Genomic DNA, 24,099 nt, shown 5'->3' with positions numbered 1-24,099 from the left:
TCTCATTCCTCTCCTAAGTATTATCTTGCTTGCTTAGATAAACGGACAGCATCCAAGGATATAAGATCTGGCTGAGGGAGTCCGTTTACATGCAACGGAGCGCCCCCTTCGCTTCTCTTCGTTGCCCAAACCCAGGCAGAGCATGAAGAAACGGCGTTCGAATCCATTGACAGATCCGCTTGCAAATGATTCTCTCCTTGCTCCAAAGGGATTCTCAAGAACACCCAGTCCTGCTCTACCTTCGGCAGCCAGGAATGATCAAAGCCGTCGGCGGAGGAATCCACCGTCGCAGTTACTTCACGGCCGTTAACGTGAAAACGATAGTCCTTGAACGATAGTCCTGCCTTCCCCTCCGCCAGCACAAGCAATTCCGCTCGAGGAGCGCTATTCGTAATGACTGCTTCGAGGCCTAGCGAATCTGCCGTTTGTTGCTCGCTTAACACTCGAGACTGAATATAAGCCCCCTTCTCATGGATGGCAGCAGCAATGGAAGACTGGCTTTCCTCCGGAACAATGGACAATACGATTGTTTCATAAGGGGCAAGCGGGATGTCCAATTGTTCTCCAGCCTGCACATCCTTGCCGTATAGCCGTTCTTCGGGATATACGCTAATAACACGAAGCTTCCCTCTCTTCTGCGCGTCTTCAGGTATACGCATGCGATATACAGCAGGCTCGATCCACGGATTGCGCAAGGCTGCCAGACCTTCTCCCTCTCCCCAATGCGCGTAACCATACGGCTCTCGCGGCATCACGGCCTCGTTGGTGAAGTCGGGTACGGCTCCTTCGGACCATGACGCAGGCAACAAAAGCATAGTGTGCTTAAGGAGGTCGGCCTTGGCTCTTGCCCACTTCAGAAACCCGGCGAATTTCTCCCACCTTGTATCCGACATGAACTTCGGATTCAAATACAGCGGCAGGAATAGATGTCCCCTCATAACGGTCATAACCGCATCGTTCATGAAGCAGTCCGGGGTCTGATGGACAATACCAAGCACCTCCTGACATGCGGGAGGAATGAGAGACCCTGCGGTACCTTGAAGATTAAAAAAGTCGCGCGCGGATGTATAGCTCTCCCGATAGACGGGGGCAGGTACACGGCCGAACGGAACATCGTCCCCATGGTTTCCAAGGACCGAGTTCACGTACCAGAGCCACCACGGACTCGGATTCCAACCAAAACACGTCGTTTCCATCCATACTCCCGGAACAGTCTGACGAATACTTTGGAAAATATCGATGATTCCAAGGGCGATTTTCTCCGTAGAGTAGGTATCGACCTCATGATCATGGTCTTGCTCGCTGCATTCCAGCATACATCCATCAAACTTGATCTGCCGGATCGGGTAATCCTGAACGAGCTTTACTATTCGGTTTTTAAATACGCTTTGATACTTGTCGTCTCCCAAGCATACGAATCTTATATTGTGATCGCCCGTCCATGGAGTCGTGGAAGTACCGTATCCCTGCTCTTTGGCCCAATCATTATCAAGTGCTTCCGAATAACAGGCTGTCGGAGAAATCCATAATCCAAGCTCGCTGTCCATTTCGCCCGCTTGCCGTTCAAGCTCTTTAAACCCTTCCGGGAATCGGGTCTTGTTGATTTCCCAGATGCTTTGCTTATCCGACCAGCCCAAATCAATGCAGAATGTATCGAGCGATACGCCGTGCTTGTCATAAAGGCTTTCCTCAAACTCCTTCATGATGCCCACAATTTCTTCTCTCGTATAAGGAACAGGGGAAGTATACCAGCTGTTATAGTTGACATGAAGGTCTCCTGAAATCTGACAATGCCTTCGCAGATAGACTTGAAACGCTGCTTTTTCCTCTCCTTGCTCAGCTATTCCGAACACGGCCTTTCTGGATTCGTAAGCGGAGCCCGGAACCAGCTTTGCCCCCGGACGATGGGCAATGTACAACGTACCGGCTTCCATTCTCGTGCTCGAGACTGGAAATTCGACTCCTGCAAAATAACCGGCGAAAAATACCGGTTGACTCTGCATCCGGCTCTGCATATGATTTTCCGAATAATGCGGATTGAACTGCATCAGGCGATTACTCTCGACGTCACTGCTTTCCAGAATGACTTCTTGCAGCACGCACTCTTCCGTAAACAGATCCGCTCTTACGACTGCCCATTTCCGTATGACTTCTTCCGTGTTATCCCATTGTACATGCAAATCCACATTCAACACGGCGCCGGACTTCGAAGACCCCAGACGGAATGTCGTCGAATACGACTCCCCTTCTTCGTACACCGCATCCGTTTGAGAGGAAATAAGCCATTCTCCGGTCTCCGCTCCCTTGATTACCAATTGCGGACAATCCAAGGAAACGGTCATCATGCTGGAGCCTTTACGAACGCGCACTTCTTTCCCGCGTACATCGAATTCAACATGGATTTGCGAACGTTCTATCTTCTCTATCATTTTAAGCCTCCCGATTTGGGCTTGGTTGTGAATGAATCATTCCAAGCCATGAACTTTATTTGAGCTGCCGCAGACGAGGGATCACTCTTGTCCAACCTCTCCGGCACTTCAAAAACTCGACTTTCCCCAGGCAGCAATACCGTATAGTGTGCACAACCCGGCACCGAAGAAGACTCTTCTGTCCATCCGGGTCTGACATAGAGAGCAACCACAGATCCTATGTTACGGACGACATAACGGTTGATTAGCGTATTCGTCTCCATAAGCAGGGTTTGATCCGCCAACGACCAATCCAAATCCGGCTTTTCAACCTCTAGCAGGGGCTGGAAGTAACTTTCCTCCCGCGTCGAGAATAAATAGATGTTGCTCTCCGCTTCATCCCACTTTAATCGGACCGCGAATATTTCCGGGATCGCTTCCTCGATTCGCATCGTAAAATCAGCCACCTTAATGGCGGATTGCGCCTCCATCTTGGCGGATCCCCGCTTGTTCCACAGAAAGCGGCCATTAAGATCAAAGCATTCCGCTTCCCATTCGATGCTGCGTTCTTTGCCGCTATTATGAGCATAACAAGAAGCCGTGAACGTCTCGCCGCGACGGAATATCAGCTTCTCGTATTTCAATGACAAAAGGGTATTCCGGTACGCATTGCGAACCCCGTAATACGCCAACTTGGGAATGCCGTAATAATCAACGAGACTGGTGCACGAAACATTCGGCCATGGCTCGTTAAATTGCCACACGATGCTTCCGCTGTTGCGGTACTTGCGCCTGCGGTTCGCTTCGAGCGCATACCTAAGCCCTTCCGCCTGAACCCACTGACTCGCGGCCGCCAATTGTTCAAGATCAGCCATCTCCCCGAACATTAGCTTGCTGCGTTCCAATGTATCCCACCATTCCCCCTGATGACGCCATACCAGATTATCGAGCACCGAGGTTACCGCAAGATCTTTCTCCGGCAAAAAACGTTTCATCGACTGCACGGAGCAGCAACCGTCGACCCCAAATTCACTGTGCAGCAGACTGTCCGATTCGTTGAACAACCGGTAATGCTCCTCAGGTCCCGCGTATTTCCATGGGCCATGAACATCCTCATTCATACCCGGTCGATCAGCCAGCAGAAATTCGGACGGACCGGATGCCGATGTTGGCAGAAAATAGCGCATTGGATCGTATTGTTCAACAAGCGATTTCAGCAAACTGATATTTTCGTCTTCATAAGTTGCTGGACGCCCATCCCTGTCCGTAAGCTCGTTCCCTCCGCTCCAACACGCTAAGGAAACATGATTACGCTTGGCCTTAAGCGCATGGATTGCCGTTTCTTTAAGCAATTCGAGAAAATGCGGATCTTGGGACGGAACATTATCGATCCCGGAGCTGGATTGACTCAAGCCCGTTTTCGGATAGGTTACTCATCAATACCCCTCCATATAATAGTGATGATTACAGCGGACGCCCGATCCCGAAGAACGGATAACTATTGGCGCCCGCCTTCTCGCCATTGTTGCTATTGGTTATCGGCCAAGAACGTCTCGATCGACTTCAATCTTTCATTCACGATATCCCGCGCCCCGCTCGATTCAAATGCCTTAAGCATTTCCTGCGTTTTTTTGCGGACCTCATCTTCGGATTTGGCCGTGATCGCCTTCGACTGCCACATGTCGAACTCAGCCCACATCTGTCCCCACTTCTCCGTTTCGATCGGCCCTGGCGACGTTAACTGAAAGGCGAGCGGATCCGATTCGATCTTCGCTTCATCCCAAATCGTGCCCAACTGCGCTTCCTCCGTTCTGGGATTCACTTCATCTGTCGGAATAGTAAACGATCTTAATAAATTGTATTGGTTTAAGCCCGTTTTCGGGATGAAATCGCTGTTTTCCTTGTCCCGCTCGGCAACGAATTCCTCTTTCAAGGCATAGAGCCCTTCGCTGTTCTTCTCATAGTACTTGCCTTCCGGACCATACTTCAGCATCCGGATCGCATCGTCGGTCGCACACCAGTTCAAATACTCCATCAAACGCGCCAGATTGTCGCCGTTCTCGGCAAACTTCTTAGAGATTACTAGTCCCGTGAATGCCCGTGGAGTCCCGCTTGTATAGATCGGCATCGGGTTACCCGGCACCCTTATTACAGGGCTCGGAACGAATCGGGTTTCCGGGTTGGCCGCTTTCAGCGAAGCGTTCACCTGGTCCATATCCCAATAAATTCTTACCGTATAGCCTACACGGCCGGAAGCCAGCTTCTCCATGTACTGTTCGGGCTGTTGCGCGAACATTTCGGGATCGAGCAAGCCTTCGCGGTAAAGCTTGTTCATGAACACCATATATTCTTCGATTCTGGGGTCATTAAACTGGAATACAAGCGACTTGTTATCCTCGGATAGATCATAATAACTTTTCGTCCAAGCATCGGCGATAAATTGCTTGAAGCCGTCGAAGCTCGCCGGAATGATTTTCTTACCGTTCAAGTCGGGAATTTTCTCCTTGAACGCCCTCAACACTTCGATTAATTCATCGGGCGTTTTCGGCGCCTCCATTCCCACCTGCTTCAGCCAGTCCTCCCGAATGATCGGTCCAACGTCGGACTTCTTGACGGCTTCGTGTCCCGCATAGTTCGTCGGGATCATATAGAATTTCCCGTCTTTCTTGCTGCGGAATACCGCATCGTTATACTTCGGATCACTGTATTTAATAAGATCCGGATATTTCTTCAGCCATTCGTCGACCGAAATAACAAGGCCGGCTTCTCCCATCTTGTTAACAACGTCAATGGCCGAAGCATAATTATCGACTTCCATCACGTCGGGCACTTCTCCGCTGGCTAGCATCAGATTCAGCTTCTCGGTAATTTTGTCGCCTACTTTTTCAAACTCATAATCGAACTCAATGTTTTTATTTTCTTTCAGCCATTGCGCCATCTCGTTGTTCTCCTGAAGCGGAGCGCCAATGAAGGTATGAAAGGTGAATTTTAACGGCTCCGGATTCGGCGCTGCCGATTCCGTGCTCGTTCCGCTCGCCGAAGCTGGCGTCTGTGCATTGTCGTTTGCGTTTTTCGAGTTGGTGCATCCCACAAGCGATACAAGCAGGATAACGACAAGCAGTATTGCAATTGAAACGTACCCTTTCTTTTTATCCACTTTACCTTCCCCTTCCATGGTAGACAGACCAGCTTGCACTTGCCCCTTCTTATAAACCGCATTTAAGCCTTGAACTAACCCTTGATCGAACCTACCATCACCCCCTTGACGAAATACTTTTGCAGGAACGGATACAAGCATACGACAGGAAGAATAGTCGCCACCAACGTAGCCATTTTTACCGAACTGCTCGTGACGTTTCTCACTCTTTCGCTTGTTAAATTCGCCGCCCCTCCCGCGATCATCGACGCGCTGTCATTTTCCCGAATGACGTTCATCAGAAGCGTTTGCAAAGGAATCAAATCCTTGCTCTGAACGAACACCGTTCCGGAAAACCAGTCGTTCCAATGACCGACTGCCACGAACAGCGAGATCGTCGCGAAGATCGGCAATGACAATGGGGCAACTATTCTGAAATAGACGGTCAGATCGTTTGCGCCATCTATCTTGGCGGATTCCTCCAGAGCTGCGGGGAGCATCTGAAAGAAGGTTCGGAATAAGATGATATTCCATACGGAGTAAATCGACGGAACAATATAAACCCAAATCGAATTCAGCAGATGCAAATCTTTCAATAAAAGATAGAGAGGAATTAATCCGCCTCCGAAGAACATCGTGATCAGGATCATGACATTAACCACTTGTCTTCCCCGCAAGTGTTTTTTGGATAAGCCATAAGCCATTAACGACATGAAGAACACGGATAGGAAAGTGCCGATCACGGTTCGGATAATCGTTACCTTATACGCTTCCGTAATCTGAGATTGGGCAAAAATAACGGAATAGTTGCTCAAAGTAAACTTACGCGGCCACCAATAAATGCCTCCCCTTAACGCATCAAGCCCATCGTTCAATGAAAGGACAGCGATTCTCCAGAAAGGAAACAGGATGGAGATCGACAGCGCGATTAAGAGTCCATAGTTGATAAGGGCAAATAGCTTTTGTCCACGGCTGATTCTCATAGTATCCCGTCCTCGCCGAACAGCTTAACCAACGCGTTCGTCATCAATAGCAGTCCCAAACCGATAATCGATTTAAACAATCCGACTGCAGTAGCAATGGAATAATTCGCTTGAAAAATCCCCGTTGTCATCACATAGGTATCGATAATTTCAGCCCGCCCCATCACTGTAGGATTCTGCATGACATAAATTTGATCGAATCCGGCGTTCATAATATTTCCCGCGGAAAAAATAAACAAAATAATAATTGTGCTGCGAATACCCGGAAGCGTAATGTGCCATGTCTGTTTCCAACGATTAGCGCCATCCATTACGGATGCCTCGTAAAGCTCTTCGTCAATACCGGATAAGGCGGCCAAGTAAATAATGGCTCCCCAACCGATTCCCTTCCAAATATCGGAGACGACTACAATCCACCAGAAATAATTTTCGTTGCCGAACCAGAAGACGGGTTCTTTAATAAGACCGACACTCATAAGAAACGTATTCACTATCCCGCCTTGGTCGAAGGTCAACAGCTCGTACCAAATTCCGGCTACGACTACCCAGGAGACGAAGAAAGGCAGGTATGAAACCGTTTGCACAATGCGTTTGAAAGTTCTGGCTCTAATCTCGTTGAGCAACAACGCCAATAGAATCGGTGCGGGAAAGCCGATAATCAGCTTAAGCAGACTAATGGCGACGGTGTTAACCATAATATTTTTAAAGTGATAATCCCGGAAAAAATTCTCGAAATACTTCAATCCCACCCATGGGCTATCAAGTACCCCTGCGACGATATCGTAGTCCTTAAATGCAATCAGCAACCCGTACATCGGCTGGTAGCAGAACACGAGGAACCAGATAACTCCAGGAAGTATAAATAAATATAAATAGCGGTTATTCCATACATCCCGGCGCATTCACTCACTCCTCCAGAAGAATGTTTATTATGCGAATCGTATTTTAACCGTTACTATTTTCTTGGCTGCTCCCGATATTTGCACGGCTTGCTTGTCAGCATGCAGAACGGATATTACAGTCTCATCCAATTCAACCCATTCAACTTTCGAGATGTCGCGTCCGAACGTCAGCCGTCCTTGCCCTTCCCGCTCCGTCACGTTAACAAGCCTGATGATCCAACAGCCCGCTTCATCTTCCGCTTCCTTGAAAGCGCTTAGAACAAATTCCTGCGACGAGAGCTCGAGATAGGACTTTGCCGCAGGCAAGTTGGCTTCTCTCTTATGAGGCGTCTCGGAAAAGCGCTTGCCGGCTTTACGGCCCATCGTCCTAACTCCGCTCACGAATTGCTGTTGCTCCCTCCACAATCGGGCCTTATCGCAAACCCTTGGATCGAACGGTCGTATCGCATATCGAAAATCCAACTCTCGCAAAAGTTGACCGCCGTTCCCGCCGTCCTCCATCACTTCCTTGCTTGTGCTGCGAAACAGCGTCAGGGCAATCGTGCGCTTCTCTTTATCCCGCACGCTCGCTTCGTATAACCCGCGGCTCATGACCGCCAGCCCGTTTCCGCCTTCTTCAACCGCTATCAGTCCATTATGCGGCACGACTTCCAAGGGTTTACGCACATACGCAGAATAATCATGCTTGCGCACATTTCGCTTCACAAGATCGAACGGCGTACTGGTATAATAATGCTCTGCGTCCGGTACGGCCGGAAATAATAACAGCAGCCTGTGATCCCTTGCCGTGTTCTTGATCATCGTGCGGCAATACACAATCGGATCGTCCTTCTTTAAATCTATTAGAGTCGTGACTTGTACTTCTGTATATTCGCTGCTGCGGCTATTTTCATCCGGAGATAGCGATCGTGGAAGAACTAATTTGCTCTGGATGCGGATTCGCGTTTGAAAGGGACCGTCGAATACCATCGAAATAATGGCTTCCGCGCCGTGCGAAGTCACTTTCTCATTGGTGGCAGGCGGCACATGACTCCAGCCGTCACCGGCATCCGCTTCGTCCTCGAAGAGCAGCAACCCTTCATACTTAGATCCCGTTTCCAGATCCGTCAGATCAATTGTTCCATTCCGATGAACATAAAGCACAATTCGTCCATTATTCCATGTATGCTCTGCGACCTGCATCGATCCGAGGTGCCTAATCGGCGCTACCAGTTTTTTGGCGTTATATTCAAGCGGAGCTTCTGGACTAATCGTATAAGGATCCAGCCTGTAGGCCGTATAGCCTAGTGCCGGTACCTGGGCAGAGAAAGCAATCCGGAATCGGTCAACCGGTTCATACCGGGGCAGTTCACCATATGGCCTATGCATGCTTGCGCGATTCTGCTCAATTCCCAATACCTGATAGGGGATTTCCTTGTCGTCCTTATCGAATAGCCGAAAAGACGTGCCTTGAAGATTCAATCCTTTCCAAGAAACGGCGACATCCGTATGGATGGGAAGATCAAGTTCCGCTTCAATGATCTGATCCAATTCATAAGGAGCAGGATTGAATACAACTAGGGCTTGCGCGCCCTTCAAGGCTTCTTCGCTCAAATGATTGACAATGTAACTTGCTTGCTCTTTGATCATCTGCCCGGCAATTAAGCGGGATTGATCGAAACGGTACAGCATATCCCGATGAACTTGATCGATGGAACAACCGCATATCGAATCATGAGGATGATTCTGAAGCAAGTATTCCCATGCTTTGTTCAGGAACGCCTTGGGATACAGCCTTCCTTCCAGACCGGCCATTACGGCAAGAGGTTCCGCCCACTTTTCAAGCAGCGTTTCGCATTCATGGTTCATTTGCTTTAGATGGATACGCGATGAGAGCGTATTCTCCGGCATCCAATTGTTCAAGCCATTGTAGCCTTGCGTTGATTGCTCTCCCTTATATACTTTCAGTTCCAGAGGTTCTTTGCGAAGCTCTTCCAAATAAGCTTCTATCGTGGAATGAATAAACTCGGTATCCAACTTGTCGGATTTATTAAGAATATTAAGGATTAACGGCACGTGCGGTTCCATCTCGATATGATCTACACCGTCAAGCGATAGTCCAACCGATGCCGTCGAACGTGCGCATTTGTACGCCATTAGCTTAACGGCGCGTTCAACCAGCTCCTCCCGGTGCTCTTCGTAGGCTCTGTCCCTGTCGAAGAAAGGCCAACGCAATGCAAAATAAAAATCGCTGTAACAACGGTCCTCATCCAACTTCAAGCCAAGCACGCGACTGCCGTCCGCGCCCTCCCACCAAATTTCCGCCGGGTCGCCGTCTCCATGGAAGCCGCGGAACAGCACCGCATTGTCGATGCCGAATCCCCGGAAAATTTGCGGCATTTGGCTATTATGGCCAAACATATCAACGATATAGCCTGATTTCATAGGTTCCATTCCCCATGATCGGGACTGCCGCATTCCCTTCTGGAGATTGCGTATAAGCGCCTCCCCGCTTACAAGAAATTCATCCGGCATTACATACCATGGACCGATGGATATTCGACCGTTCTTAATCAATGTCTCCAACCGATTTCGATTCTCCGGACGTATTTCCAGATAATCGTCCAAGAGGATCGTCTGTCCGTCCAGCATAAAAAATAAGTACTTTGGGTCGCTCTCCATATTCCCTATCAGTTCATCCATCATATAAGTCAACCTAACTCTAAAGCTTTGAAAATCCTGGTACCATTCCCTGTCCCAATGCGTATGAGATACGACATGAATTCTGCTCAATTTCGTTTTCATCTCCATAATCCCCCGGCTATAATCGTCTATGATTTAATACAAATGCTGCAATCCATGGCTACCCCTTTCATTAACCTGATCATAAATCAAGTCATTAAATACGTCAATACAAATTAATAGGTCATTTGGTTTTAGGGCAAAAAAAATGTCTTATATCATCCATTATAGAATTATTCGAACTCCTCAAAACTCTTTACTGTACCGGCTTATTGACGCATATATACAACGTATGAAAACCAAAGTATAATTCAATTAATACGTATTTATCATATTGTATTAGTTAATCGAAATATGACGAAGCTTCTGAATTATTTTCAAAATAGTAGTCTAGACTGGAGTTGATTAGCATTGAAGCACGATGCAATTCCTTTATATATTAAAATAAGGCAATATCTAAAAGATCAAATTGACTGCGGAGAACTCAAAGCAGGAGATCAGGTGCCAACAGAAGCCGAATTAATGACTAAATTTCAAGTCAGCCGAGTAACAATCACAACGGCTATTAAGCATCTGGTGGAGGAAGGGCTCGTTTACCGGATTGCCGGCAAAGGAACATTCGTGAATTCAGGCGGCGAAACCATACTCCCATCGAAGATCTCCGTAGCTCATTCCTTTCAAAAAAACATCATTGGTTTTATCATGCATCCAGGACGCGATATGTATATGACCCGGTTACTTCTCGGTATCGAGGAGGCGTGCAGAGACGAAGGCTATTCTTTATTATTCCGTTCATCGCTTTCGCAGAAAGACGAAATCGAAGCCATCAAAGAATTGGTATTCGCAGGCGTAAAAGGCTTAATCATCTACCCGCAGGATGGAGAGACTTATAATGAGGCTATCTTGGAGCTCAAAGCAAATCAATTCCCTTTTGTATTGGTAGACCGTTATTTACCGGGAATCATGACGAATGCAGTGTTCTCGGACAACTATGATGGAGGGGTTTTGGCTACGGAATACTTGATCGGGCTCGGTCACCGCAACATCGGTGTCGTTTCCTCTTCAAAGTCCAAAACTTCCAGCGCGGAGGAACGTTTTCAAGGTTATTTGGAAACGGTCAGGAACACCTCATTGCCAACTTATCCCTACCACTGGTTAACTTATATCGATGATAACGCTCCGTTTCACGATGAAATCATGGCGATGGAGTTTATTGAGGAATGGCTGACCGAGCATCGAGATATCACTGCCATATTCGCGGTGCACTCTTTGGATGCCATTTACGTTTCCGAGGTAGCGGAAAAACTAAATATTCGGGTTCCAGAGGAGTTATCCATATGTACCTTTGATAATCCGGGGATTAGCGACTTGAGAAATGTTTATTACACGCATATTAAACAAAACTTGGAGCTGATGGGCAATAAAGCAGTGGAATTATTAATAAGATCCTTTCATAATCCTCAAATCAATGAACAAATAAAGATCGCAATAAGCTTAGTGGAAGGCAAATCTACGTGTTCTCCTTTCAATAAAGATGTACAAGACTTATCGGCGAATGTTACAATCCCTATATGATATAATGACTTATATTATGTCTACTTTGAATTATGTTTGTTTATTTTCCTGTTAATGAAGGAAGGGCACGCCGTGAAAAGCAAAAAAAATCCTCTATATATCATGGTTCGCGATTATATCAAGGATCAGATCGAATCCGGCAAATTAAAACCTAAGGATCAGATTCCTACCGAAATGGAACTGATGAATCATTTTCAGGTTAGCCGCGTGACTGTAACTGCGGCAATTAAACAATTAGTCGAAGAGGGTCTAGTGTATAGACTGGCAGGAAAAGGAACCTATGTGAAAGCCGAAGATCACCTCTTGCCTCAGCCAGACAAGCCATCCACGATTCTTAAGCCAAAAAGCACGATTGGTTTTATCATGCGGCCTGCAAGTAATTTATTTACTTACCGATTGCTCGTAGGAATCGAAGAAGCTTGCCGTAGGGATGGATTTCGCCTTCTAGTGAGATCTTCTCTAAATCAGGATGATGAGGTAAAAGCCATTGAGGATATGTTTGAATTCGGGGTGAAGGGGTTAATTATCCAACCATTGGACGGTGAAACTTACAACAGCGCTATCCTGAAGCTTAAATTGAATAAATTCCCGTTCGTGCTCGTTGACCGCTATCTTCCGGGCATAAATACGAATGCTGTAATTTCCGACAATTATTCAGGCGGAGTTAAAGCTACTGAATACCTCGCGGATATCGGCCATCGAACGATCGGCCTTATCTCATATCAAAAATCCATAGCGACCAGCTTGGAGGATCGGTTTCAAGGTTATCTGGAGGTTGTCAAACGCAAGAAATTGCCAGTCCAGCCCCATCATTGGTTAACCCACATTCAAGACGACGAAATGGTGAATGATCCGATCCGAACTGTAAGGATTGTAGAAGAATGGTTTGCCATCCATCGTGACATTACCGCAATTTTCGCATTGCAGCCCTATGTTGCGATCGCCGTGACCGAAGCCGCTCACAAGCTCGGACTACGCATTCCGGAGGACATTTCGATCGTATCATTTGACAACACTGTAAATAACCAAATTCAGCAAAACTCATATACGTATATTGAACAAAATCTAGAGTTGATTGGGAGGGAATCTGTAGAACTATTAAAAAAAGCTATTTCCGATCCGAGCATCACAGAACATATAAAAATTCCGATCAGCTTAGTGGAAGGTCAATCTACTCTCCCATTCGTACACCAATAATAATAGCCTGTTGAGAGTTTCTCAACAGGCTGAACCACCGCCTTCGAAAAGCCAGTGACTGTTCTAGCGTTCAGGCCGCACAGCCGGTTATGGTCCCAAAAGGGACCGATGAGCCTTGGCTTTGCGTCTCCGCCTTTCGACAGCTTATTTCCACCAAAATTTCTCGGAGGGCGAATGTGCTGTTAGCGAATAATCCGTCCAATCATATTCAACTTCCTGATCTCTAATTCTCCAGCGGCTCGGACTTGTTGTGTCCAACCAATCTAGAGGTTCTGCCACCGGACTAGATTTAGAGGCGCGTTCAAAAGCAAGCCTGATGTGCTTCTGCTGCTCCTTGGACGTATCAGTAGGACTCGCCGAAACAAACAGCGGCGTTCCGCTGGCGGACAATAAGTCCATCCATTGACGGTTCAGTTCCCATGGCACATCGTTAGTCAATCCCACGCAATCTGCGTCATGGCTAAAAAATGTACCGTGCTGCGGCATGCGAAAAGCGAGCGTATTGATCCCCATTCTTCTCGTGCGCTCCCAATCTCTTCCGCTGGTATCATCTCCGGTACGTTGAATTTCAAACCTGCCTGCGGCAAGATGACCGATCGTATTACAGCCGATAATGAGGCTGTCCCCCGATGCATCGGCAATCGTCTGATAAAATTGTCCGATGATTTCAGCCGTTGTTCTGGAGCGGTCTGCAAATGTATAAGGAAGCGTGGTTACATTGCTGCCCATTTGAAATCCCCACTGGCCCAGCAGATCAAAGGTAGAGAAATCGTGTTTAATCAACTGATAACCCCAGGCCGTCATTTGCTTTATCGTTTCGGAAATATACGCCAACACATCCGATACGCTCGGGTCCAGAAAATGCCCATTCTGCGTGTATCGTTTCCAGCTGTCCGGTATATTATAGTGGGCTAACAGAGGCCGGAACCAAATGCCAGGCCGGACTCCAATCTGCTCCATTTCCCCAGCAAGTTTATGCATGTCGGGAAACCGATAGTTGCCGATCCACGGTCCTCCGTTATCGGAGCCGCTATTGCTGCACAGAGGAAGCGTATAGACTTTACCATCGAACATATCCGGCTGTCCGATCATTTGATCGACGATTTTCTCTCCATCTACGTTAGCGGCCTCTTTAATCCAATCTGTGAGGTCCAACAGCTGATCGTCTACAATCTGCTGTCTTGCATTCGAACCTGCACCGTCGATATAAATGACATCCGGCGGATCGCCTTGAAGCCAGCGAGGCTTCATTTGAACGTTGATTTTAGGACCTGCGGATTCTTTTATGTTCAGGTCGGGATTTTTTTCCTTAAATTGCGCGATAACCGATTTCCACCAAGCGTCGCCGTACCCGCCGACGAAGTATTGGATTTCAAAGTCGCCTTTAAGCCCCGCAGGGGTAAGCCTCTTCGCTATTGCCGGAGCTCGGTGATGCGCTTTCAACGCTTTTCGTTTCTGCGGCGGGGCTGCTTTGTTCCGAATTGCCGTTGTTATTCGATCCGCAGGCGGTCACCGCCGCTACCAACATTAACACGGTGCAGATCAGCAACAATTGTTTCCATTTCATACTCATTGACCTCTCCCTCGACTGTTCTATTTCAGGACATCAGGCTTTTCCCTATTCCTTGCTTCAAGCATATCCATTCACCCGATAGCCGAATATCCTTCATCTTTTTACTTCCATGACTTTTGTTTACCTCTTCTGCCAAGTTTCGCGAAGACAGGATAAGCGGCAGCCCTCTTACGGCGCAAGCAAAAAGGACAGGGGATCCCTGTCCTTTTTGCTAAGTCAATTAATTCAAAGCGACAAATTGGAAGCTCATATTATTATTAGATGAATACGGATATTGAATCATTTGAGCATTATATTCTGGCGAGTTCCAAGCAACATTAAGCGCCTTACCACTTAATTTGTTTATGATTTTATAATAACCGCCGCCGATTGAAATGATCTGCCACTGGTCATTGCCCGCTAATCCATACGTATATTGAACCACATTCGCTGAGTCTACCAATGATGCATTGAGTACGGCCATTGCCATCCCGCTATGAACAGCTTCTATTTTGTAGTACCCTCCGCCAACACTTGTAACCACCCATTGATCATTGCGCGTTGCTCTATAACCGTATTGAATTATGTTGGTGTTGAGCGCCGTCGAAGCCCAATAAACTGCAAGGGACAGCCCGCTGCTTTTAGCCATAATCCTGTAGGTTTTACCTGAAATAATCGGGCCGCTGCTGTTGCTCTCTGTACCCGTCAATTTCACCATAACCACACCATGCGCGGGAACATTTGCCGTATAACTGGTAGTGAAGGATCCTATATCCGTTTTAGTCCATAGATCTCTGACTGAAGCCGTTGCGTTCAGACCCACATTATCGAAATTCACGGTGATATTGGCAGCAGAAGCACTTCGATTAAATAATACAACCGCACGTGTTCCTAGAGTAGATAATTCTTTAGACCATACCTGCAGTCCATTAATATCACTTTTTAGTAAGCCTTGTTTGCCCAACGGGTCTTGATTTACTGCAATGACTTCTGAATTCATGAGAATATCTTTCGTAGCCTGGTTCAAGTTGCTTATGTCATTTCCTGCAATGAGAGGAGCTGCCATAATCGACCACATCGCAAAATGTGAACGATATTCCGTGTCGGTCATTCCTCCTCCGCCAATTGCGCCGGTCCCATAGTTTCCTACCATCAGCATATCCGGGTCATTCCATGCGCCTGGACCCGCCCCAACGGCACGTGGTCCATTCTCGTCGATAATACTGGTTATCGAACTCCAGCTGTCTTGTATATCTCCTGTTGTTCTCCACATGTTCCCCGTTGCAGGTCCCCAAATCCAAGGATTGTAAAGACCCCAATTGCAAATACTGAATAGAATAGCCCGTCCGGAGTTACTCAGCGCATCGCGATAAATCGTGTATTGAGTTTGAGCATCCAACCCGTTATTATAGCACCAATCTACTTTTACAAAATCGACTCCCCATGAAGCATACGTATTGGCATCTTGTACTTCATGATTAAGGCTGCCAGGCCTTCCGGCGCAGGTCATTGGGCCAACATCCGTATAAAGACCAAATTTCAAGCCTTTACTATGAACATAATCCGCGAGTGCTTTCATTCCGTTTGGAAATTTAACAGGGTCTGCAATAATATTACCCGCGCCATCCCGACCCGTTTGCCAGCAATCGTCCACATTCACATACTGATAACCCGCCGCCTGCATTCCACTGCTCACCATAGCGTCAGCCATCGATCGAATCAAACTTTCACTGACATTGCATCCATACTTATTCCAGCTATTCCAACCCATTGGCGGTGTCAGTGCTAAACCGTTACTTAAAGCGCTTGCTTCTTTGCTGCCTAAAGGCGTAAAAATCTGTGTTGCAAATAACATCAAGAATGCCAATATCATCATCGTTCCAAACTTCAAAACTCGCTTAATTTTACGAGAAATGTTCATTTTTTCTATCCTCCCAAAGTGTAGAATAGTAATTACAACCCAGCCACTTGAGCCGGTGTTAGAGCTATTAAGAATATTTTCAGATCATCCAGCGAGCCCTTTAGGAAATAACTGTCCGCATTCGTCGCAGACCACGGGTCCGCTTTCGAGTAACCGATGGTTTCCATCGGGAGATCAAATGCAAAGTTAAGCGTTTCCTGGAAAACACCGTTAACATATAGCGTGGTTGAAGTTCCGTTGTTGACAAATGTCAGCTTAGTCCATGTACCCACCGGTGCCGTGTAATTGAAATAATAATCGCCAATACCGAACGATGATATTCCGACCTTATTCGTGTTGTTATATTGCTCCAGCTTTATGTGATTACGTGCTGAACCCAACAGAGTCGCCGCAGGAAGAGGAGAGTCGGAGCGATTCACCCACATCGAAGCGGTCCACGGTCCCTTGATGTCTGCTCTGCCCAATTGAACTCCGTCATCAACACCGTCAAAAGTAAGTGCGTTGCCTAATCCCGAATGAGCCACTCTTGTCGGTTCTTGCGGACTTGCGTTCAGGGTGCCCACACTGCCTTTCCATGCATCGGTAATCGTAGTTGTTCCACTGGCTTCGTCCATAGTCCAGTAGCCAACGTTCCCGTCATACAACTGGTTGATTTCCGCTTGCGGAAGTGCCCGACTGAATACTTTCACATCGGCCATAGCTCCTTGCACATAGTCACCCGTAGTGCTGGTGGTAGAAGTAGGACCGTCGGGATACTTCCGGTAACCAACCGTATTCAGCGGCAGCTTCAATGGAGGCATTTGCCGTCCGCCTACCGTTGGCCAAGCTATCGTCTGATTAAGAACTTTATTGACGTAAAGTGAGATGCCTGTGCTCGTACCAACAAATGTTAGATGCGTCCACCCAAGCGGTGCGGAATACGTAAACTTCTGATCGTATTCCCACCAATCGGAGAAGCCAACCTGATATGTTGGACCTCCTGCACCGTACTGATCGAGCTTAATCGCCCCGTTAAAGGAACTGAATAATTCAGAATTCCCTTTATTAGCGTCCTTTCTCACCCATAATGAAGCCGTCCATGGAACCGGGATATCCGACATATTCAAGTCCATTCCTGCACTTGTTCCGTTAAGTAAAAGATTGCCGGCAGTCTTAGAGGCCCCGCCTATTAATTTACCTGTATTGCCGCCCCAATAATCCACTGCATTGGCGCCCGTTTCGGTAAATGTCCAGTTGGCCACACCTGCGCTCGCAAGCGGGGTTCCGGCAATTTCCGCCGGGGTTAACGCTCTGCGATACACCTTTACATCGTCGATCGTCCCCTTCATGTAATCGACCCCGACTCCAGCGGAGGTGAATGTATAACCGATCGTTTCGAGCGGAAGATCGATCACCGCATTGATGGTTTCCTTAAAGTTTCCGTCTACATAAAGCGATGTGCCCTTGGCTGTGCCTACAAAAGTGAGTTTTTCCCATTTTCCAATTGTGGCGCTGTAATTAAATGCATAATCGCCCATGCCCAGCTTGGTAAAACCTACTTTGTTGGTGCCATTCCATTGCTCGAGCTTCAAAGCAGTCGTTTTCGAACCGAGCAAGGCGGCGCTTGCATTCGACGAATCCGTACGTTTGACCCACATGGACGCCGTCCATGGTGGAGGAATGTTGGTTTTGCCCGTAAATACGCCATCGTCCAAACCATCCAAAACAAGCCCTTTGCCATCATGACCGTTGATCCAGGCCGCTCCTCCGAGTAGCGTGCCGTTGCCCCCGCCCCAAGTATCGGTAGTGGCAGTACCCGTTCCTTCGTCTAATTTATAGTAGGAGGCCTGGCCGTTTCCTCCGCCCGCTGCACGAACCAGTTCATTCCGTTTGATGATCATTTCCTTAATATCTTCGGTATAGTCGCGTCTTAAGCTAGGCGCGATACTGCTGGCGATATTCTTAGCCAACACAGGCTGTGAGGCCTCGAGAATCTTGAAAATATCGAAATCCTCTGCAGCATCGCGGTTCGCTTCATATCGAATAGAGCCCTTAATTCTGTTGTTGGCTGTATCCGGATAAACGGTGAAGGAGTCGCCTTTCCAAGGGTCAGAGTTCACGGTTATCGGTGTAAATGGCGCATGCCCGCCAACACTTTGGACCCAGGAGTTCCAGCCCCAGTGGAGATAGCCGTTAATACCATTGTTATATGCTGACCATCCGACTAACCTCTGACCCCAAACCGGCGTGTCGATAAAGCGGTTCAACCAAGGCAATTGCGGCCAATTGCAGTTGTATATGAATACTTCATTTCCGTATTTTATTTTTTGATTGTCCCAGATCGTCTTAGTCGTTTGATAAATGTTTGTAACGGGCACAGCATAATCCAGACGGCTATTAATATCCTGATTTACGAAATCCACACCGTTCCCGTTAATCGCATCGATCACTTTCATTCGAGGCAAACCGGCTGGTTTCAAATTGTCTATCTTGTCCAACAACGCAAGGTATCGATTCTTATTGATTGTTCCGTGCGTTGGATTTCCGCTTCCAGCCGGAGTTACAACCGTACTCACCGTATCGACTTCATCCGCAATCCCTTGCTTCCAAATCCCCAGCCAGCCCTTGCTATTCAAATGGTTATACAACGCAGGAATAAGCTGATCGTGCCATTTAATGGATTGAGCTTCGGCAGTTCCAATATCATCATTGTAGATAATTTGCCTCGACATCATTAGACCGGTTCCAGGTTCTTTCACAATCAAAGGGCCTGTGAGCGGACCGCCTGATAAGCTTTTGATGATGTTGCCCGTCGGGGATGCCGGATCCATAAAAAATTCAATAAATTGGTCAAACTTGCTCCAATTGAAAGTATAATTGCCGCTAGCATCCACGGTTGTGCCCCCATCTAATAGAAGCTCCGTAAAATTGATATACATGTCGTTGTGCCGATGATCCTTCATCTGCTGCCTGATGTCAGCCATCAGAGCCCACCACTGCGTTGTATATTTTTCGTATCCGAACATGTAGTTAATGGCGTTCCCTGGATGGTTGTCAGCCCAAGCATCGTAGTGCCAGGTGCCGCTTATCTGCTGCCAATGAATATAAGTGAAGTTGGAGTCTTTGGAATCTGGAATCGTCGCATTCACAATTTCAGCGGACAGGTTCACAACAAAGTCCCCAACCGAAGTATTCACAGTCGCCGTTCCAGTATACACGCCAGGCACAGCCGTTTTCGGTCCATAAAGCGTCACCCAAATCGGCTGCGTTTTGTTGATCTCAACGGCAATAGACGAATTGTTAGACAGGGCATCCGGATAATTAAGAGTCCCTGCTCCCCCCGGATAGGGGTTTACGACAACACGTACCATGCTCATGGCATCTTGACCAAACGTATTATCGCGCAATGTCGAGTATTCTACAAAATTGTATTTAAGATTGCTGCTGGCAATTGTATTACCGCCCGAAACAAGATTACTGAACGTCACACCATTGATCGTAAAGCCTGCAGCTGTGCTACGCATAAGGATCTGGTTCGATTCAAACTCATTTCGGACCATCACCCAATTTATGGAAGCGCTTGCATCATTGGGTTTAACATTGTCTTGAAAAACATTATCATAGGAACTGGCGGTCCAAACATCCATCGCCGCCGCATAGGCTGTACCGCTCAAACTGGGAAGCATTAGCATAAACATACTGACGATTAAACACAACGAAGTCCATTTTTTTAACATTAACATCTCTCCTTCATGAGAATTTTCTGGTAAAACGGGTGGCTATTATTTAACTGCTCCCGCAGTTATGCCTCTGATAATGCTTTTTTGGAAAAGCATGTACATAATCATCACGGGTATTGTCGCTATGGTTACCCCGGCAAACAAGGGACCAAACTCGATTCGGTATTGCATCGTTGCTTGCATAAAGCTAAGTCACGATGCTAATCGTGATCAGTCCCGATACGGACAGAGAAAGCATGATTTTGAAAACACGCCATATAAGGAAGCACCATCAATCACGGCGGATTCTTCCATTTTTTTCGGCAGCGATTTGAAGAAACTCATTAAGATAACCATCCCAAATGGCACGGCCCTGCATCAATTGGATCCCCCCCCCCTTATATGAAATCTCATGGACTTATCTTCGCATCACACGCTCTTTTCTCCGTCACCCTGCCGACCTGCCGATACCGGATCCGTTGTGGGTAACGGTTATAGTTGAGACTACAAAGCCGAAATCAGTAGCCAATTATCAAGTATAAATGAGACAACTTTGATTATTAATTGAGATATATCAAACCATTATGAACTCCTCAAGCGAAGCGGTTTTAAGCTTTCACCGCACCTGCTGTAACTCCTTCTGTTATTCGATTCTGAAACAGAATGTACAGGATCAGTACCGGAACGATGGACATCAATAGCCCTGCGAACAATGCTCCCCATTCGGTTCGGTACTGCATCTCGGCCTGCATAACGGCGATGCCCACCGGAAGAGTGTACTTGGCGGGATCATTCACCAGCACAAGCGCGAACGCATACTCATTCCACATGCCAAGCAGATTAATAATGCTGAAGGTCAGCAAGCCCGGCTTGGCAAGAGGCAGCATGATTTTGAAAAATGTACCGAAGTGAGAAGCGCCGTCGATGACTGCTGCTTCCTCCAGTTCGCGCGGCAGCGCCTTGAAAAAACCGATGAGCATGAAGATTCCGAAGGGAACCGCTCCAATGGCATAAACAGTAATGAGTCCGATGAACGTATTGTTCAAATGAAGCTTGAATAACAGGAAAAACGTGGGAATCAGGGCAAGAATGCCGGGAATCATCAAAGACGCGATGTAAAAGTAATAAACGACTCCGCTCCCCTTGAAGGAATATCTGGCTAGTACGTAGGCTGACGAGGCGGCCAATATTAGCGCAAGCGCCATGCTTCCCAGGGTGACGATAACAGAATTCAGAAAATAGGCGCCGAAGTGATATTTATCCCAGGTGTAAGAAAAGTTGGACCATAGCAGCGGCAGCTTAGGAAGGTTCCACGGTTTGCCCATGAAAAATTGCTGATTGTCCTTTAAAGACCCGAATAGCGTCCATACCATAGGGTACACAACCATAAAAGCCCAGAAAACGAGAAAAGTGACGGAAAGCGCTCTTGCCAGCGGGTGTCCCCCATTGCGTTTCAATTGTATCTCCCCTTATATTAAGAGACTTCTACCGACTCTCTTCTCATGAGCCATCTCATTACCACTGTAGTCAAAAGAGAAAGCACGAGAATCAATACGCCGACAGCCGAGGCGTAGCCCATCTGATAAGTGCCGAATGCCTTCTCGAACAATCGGTAGCCCAATACTTGCGTTGCATTGTCCGGGCCTCCGTAGGTCATGATCGATACGATGATAAAGGAACCGTTTAATGAGGTCAGGACAATGAGCACGACGGATACTTTGAGCTGCTCCCAAAGCAAAGGAAGCGTGACATGAAAAAATTGCTTCCACTGCGAGGCTCCGTCTATTTCCGCCGATTCGTACAGAGGCGCCGGAATGCTCATAATACCGGCAATCAGCAAAATCATGAAAAAGCCAATACCCGCCCAGATCGCGGGAGGAAGCAGCGCCCACAAAGCGTAATCGCTGTCTCCGAGCCATGGCGTTTCTACTGGCTTCCCTGTGATAAACGAAAGGAGAGAGTTCAGAATCCCGAGCTTCGGATTGTAAACGAACCTCCAGATGACTCCGATGACAACGACGGAAATCACGTTAGGGAAGAAGAATACAATTCTGTAGAATGCCGAGCCTTTAATTTTTAACCGAGTAAGCGCAACGGCAAAATAAGTCGCAATGAGCATAATCCCGATCACTTTCCAAAACACGATAAAATAATCATTGTATGCCGCTTTATATATGATCGGATCATGAATAAGCTCGCGGTAATTATCCAGTCCGATAAAATTCATCGTCTCGGAGCCGCCGGACCAATCGGTAAAGCTAATGTATATTCCTCTCAGGATGGGATACACCGTGAAAATGCAATAAACGATAAAGGTCGGCAATATGAACGAAGCGATAAACAGGCTCCGTTTCAGGTTGGCACTCATTGTCCTTCAGCTCCCCCTTCGGCAGGATGTCAATTTAACATGGGGATAAGGGACTTCCCCTTGTCCCCATGTTATGGAAGCAAACGCTACTTGGCCTTGGAGCGTTCTGTCGCCGCTTGCTTCTCGGCGCGCTCCGCCCATTGCTCCGGAGTAATCTTGCCGTCGATCAGGGCAATTGTGGCATCCTCGATAGTTTTTCCCATTTCGCCTGCGTATGCGAATGTAGGCGCAACAACAATGTTATCGCTGCTGTAGAACTTGGCCGCCGCCTTGGAAACTTCGCTTGCATTGGCGCTTTCAAGATCAATTTTCAGATTCATCAGAGCGCCGGTTTTTTCAGCCCATTCCACGGCCGCCTTCGACGTATAAATAAATTGGAGGAATGCCTTGGCCGCTTCTGGATTTTTCGCCTTCTTGGCGATTGCGATTGCGTTCGTATAAGGAACGGCAACATATTTGCCGCCGGGCGCTTGGGTGATCGATGGAAGCCAGCCAAAGCTAAAGCCTGCAGGAGTATCTTTTTTCATTTCATTTTCCAGCCATAATCCGTTCGGGATAAAAGCGTCCTTGTGCTGCAAAAACTGAATTTGCGAATCCGTATGGTTAAGCGCGATAGCGGACTTGTCGAGATATCCCTTGTCGCGCAAGGTTACCAGCTGTCCTAACGCTTTCAGAACCGCTTCGCTCTTGTATACGCCTTCCTTGGCATTGGCAATATCTACCAGGATGGACGCATCGTCTCCATTAGCCGATACGATAGCCGGATTCAGAACTCCGCCAACCAGGTAGCCAGGGTAAACGCCGGCATGTACGAGCGGGGAGATGCCGGCAGCCTTGATTTTTTCGGATACGGTCAGGAAGCTTTCGAAATCAGTCGGAACTTCCCAGTTGTTCTGAGTGAACAGAGCTTTGTCATAAAAAACTCCCCAAGAGCCGAAGACGAGCGGAAGCGTATAGACTTTACCGTCGAACAGATCCGGCTGCCCGATCAATTTGTCGGTAATTTTCTCTCCGTCTATATTCGCAGCCTCTTTAATCCAATCGGTCAGATCCAACAGCTGGCCGTCTTCAATCTGCTGCCGTGCGTTCGAGCCCGCACCGTCGAGGTAGATCACATCCGGCGGATCTCCCTGAATCCAACGCGGCTTCATTTGATCGTTGATTTTGGGACCTGCGGATTCTTTAATGTTCAGCTTCGGATATTTCTCCTTGAACTGTGCGATCACCGATTTCCACCAGGCATCGCCATATCCTCCGACAAAATATTGAATTTCAAAATCTCCCTCCAGCTCCGCAACGGGAGCCTCACCGCTGTTGGAAGGCTCCGTCGATGCGCTTTCCGTGCTTTTTGTTTCTGCAGCGGGGCTGCTCGGCGTCGAATTTTCGTTCTTGTTCGAGCCGCAAGCGCTTACAGATGCTGCAAGCATCAGCACGGCGCAAAACAGCAACAATGTTTTCCATTTCATGCTTCTTGACCTCTCCTTTGAATGTTTAGTTTCAGGGCATCAGGCTTTTCGGATTCCCTGCTTCAAGCATATCCCCTAACTCCCTGTACGAATATCCTTCTTCTTTTTACTTCCATGATCTCTGTTTACCAATTCGAACGGCACTCGCATAGGTATTCCTGACGGCAGCTGG

15 protein-coding genes are annotated in these 24,099 nt (G+C 47.6%); 2 read left to right on the top strand and 13 right to left on the bottom strand.

Features of this window, described 5'->3' with window-relative positions; genetic code table 11:
• Positions 1-20: 20 nt before the first annotated feature.
• From K7P76_RS02235 to K7P76_RS02210, 6 genes are all read right to left on the bottom strand, one after another.
• Positions 21-2,429 (bottom strand): alpha-galactosidase, encoded by a 2,409-nt coding sequence (locus K7P76_RS02235; RefSeq protein ID WP_232182608.1) that lies wholly within the window; start codon positions 2,427-2,429, stop codon positions 21-23.
• The gene (locus tag K7P76_RS02230) at positions 2,426-3,820 is read right to left on the bottom strand and encodes a glycoside hydrolase family 2 protein (RefSeq protein ID WP_232182606.1); all 1,395 of its coding nucleotides are present in this window, start codon (positions 3,818-3,820) and stop codon (positions 2,426-2,428) included. The genes K7P76_RS02235 and K7P76_RS02230 overlap by 4 nt, the downstream gene beginning before the upstream one ends.
• A 116-nt stretch (positions 3,821-3,936) precedes the next feature.
• On the bottom strand, positions 3,937-5,565 hold the full coding sequence (locus tag K7P76_RS02225; RefSeq protein ID WP_232182604.1) for an extracellular solute-binding protein: 1,629 nt from the start codon (positions 5,563-5,565) through the stop codon (positions 3,937-3,939).
• 74 nt (positions 5,566-5,639) lie between these two features.
• The gene (locus K7P76_RS02220; protein WP_232182602.1) at positions 5,640-6,527 is read right to left on the bottom strand and encodes a carbohydrate ABC transporter permease; all 888 of its coding nucleotides are present in this window, start codon (positions 6,525-6,527) and stop codon (positions 5,640-5,642) included.
• A complete protein-coding gene (locus tag K7P76_RS02215; protein WP_232182600.1) occupies positions 6,524-7,429 on the bottom strand; it encodes an ABC transporter permease in 906 nt (301 codons plus the stop codon). The genes K7P76_RS02220 and K7P76_RS02215 overlap by 4 nt, the downstream gene beginning before the upstream one ends.
• A 27-nt stretch (positions 7,430-7,456) precedes the next feature.
• Positions 7,457-10,213, bottom strand: coding sequence for an alpha-mannosidase (locus tag K7P76_RS02210; protein WP_232182598.1), 2,757 nt, complete (start codon positions 10,211-10,213; stop codon positions 7,457-7,459).
• Positions 10,214-10,561: 348 nt separating this feature from the next.
• Between K7P76_RS02210 and K7P76_RS02205 the strand changes: the two genes are divergently transcribed.
• Positions 10,562-11,725, top strand: coding sequence for a GntR family transcriptional regulator (locus K7P76_RS02205; protein ID WP_232182595.1), 1,164 nt, complete (start codon positions 10,562-10,564; stop codon positions 11,723-11,725).
• Between the two features lie 72 nt (positions 11,726-11,797).
• Entirely contained in the window at positions 11,798-12,922 is a 1,125-nt protein-coding gene (locus K7P76_RS02200) for a GntR family transcriptional regulator (RefSeq protein WP_232182578.1), read from the top strand.
• Positions 12,923-13,066: 144 nt separating this feature from the next.
• On the opposite strand, the gene K7P76_RS02195 is transcribed toward K7P76_RS02200, so the two are convergent.
• The 7 genes from K7P76_RS02195 to K7P76_RS02165 form a co-directional block, all read right to left on the bottom strand.
• Positions 13,067-14,365 carry a hypothetical protein gene (locus K7P76_RS02195; protein WP_232182576.1) on the bottom strand — a complete coding sequence of 433 codons (1,299 nt, stop codon included), beginning with the start codon at positions 14,363-14,365 and terminating at the stop codon, positions 13,067-13,069.
• A complete protein-coding gene (locus K7P76_RS02190) occupies positions 14,307-14,495 on the bottom strand; it encodes a hypothetical protein (RefSeq protein WP_232182575.1) in 189 nt (62 codons plus the stop codon). Before K7P76_RS02190 ends, K7P76_RS02195 begins: the two co-directional genes overlap by 59 nt.
• A gap of 220 nt (positions 14,496-14,715) precedes the next feature.
• Positions 14,716-16,395, bottom strand: coding sequence for an alpha-galactosidase (locus K7P76_RS02185; protein WP_232182573.1), 1,680 nt, complete (start codon positions 16,393-16,395; stop codon positions 14,716-14,718).
• Between the two features lie 32 nt (positions 16,396-16,427).
• Positions 16,428-20,111, bottom strand: coding sequence for a LamG-like jellyroll fold domain-containing protein (locus tag K7P76_RS02180; RefSeq protein WP_232182571.1), 3,684 nt, complete (start codon positions 20,109-20,111; stop codon positions 16,428-16,430).
• 590 nt (positions 20,112-20,701) lie between these two features.
• Entirely contained in the window at positions 20,702-21,550 is an 849-nt protein-coding gene (locus K7P76_RS02175) for a carbohydrate ABC transporter permease (protein ID WP_232182563.1), read from the bottom strand.
• Between the two features lie 17 nt (positions 21,551-21,567).
• Positions 21,568-22,461, bottom strand: coding sequence for a carbohydrate ABC transporter permease (locus K7P76_RS02170; RefSeq protein WP_232182558.1), 894 nt, complete (start codon positions 22,459-22,461; stop codon positions 21,568-21,570).
• 86 nt (positions 22,462-22,547) lie between these two features.
• Entirely contained in the window at positions 22,548-23,927 is a 1,380-nt protein-coding gene (locus tag K7P76_RS02165) for an extracellular solute-binding protein (protein ID WP_232182556.1), read from the bottom strand.
• Positions 23,928-24,099: the final 172 nt, after the last annotated feature.

Source organism: Cohnella silvisoli (assembly GCF_021190915.1).
Classification (GTDB): domain Bacteria; phylum Bacillota; class Bacilli; order Paenibacillales; family Paenibacillaceae; genus Cohnella; species Cohnella silvisoli.
The sequence above is the reverse complement of the archived record's forward strand: the minus strand, read 5'-3'. Positions and strand labels throughout refer to the sequence as shown.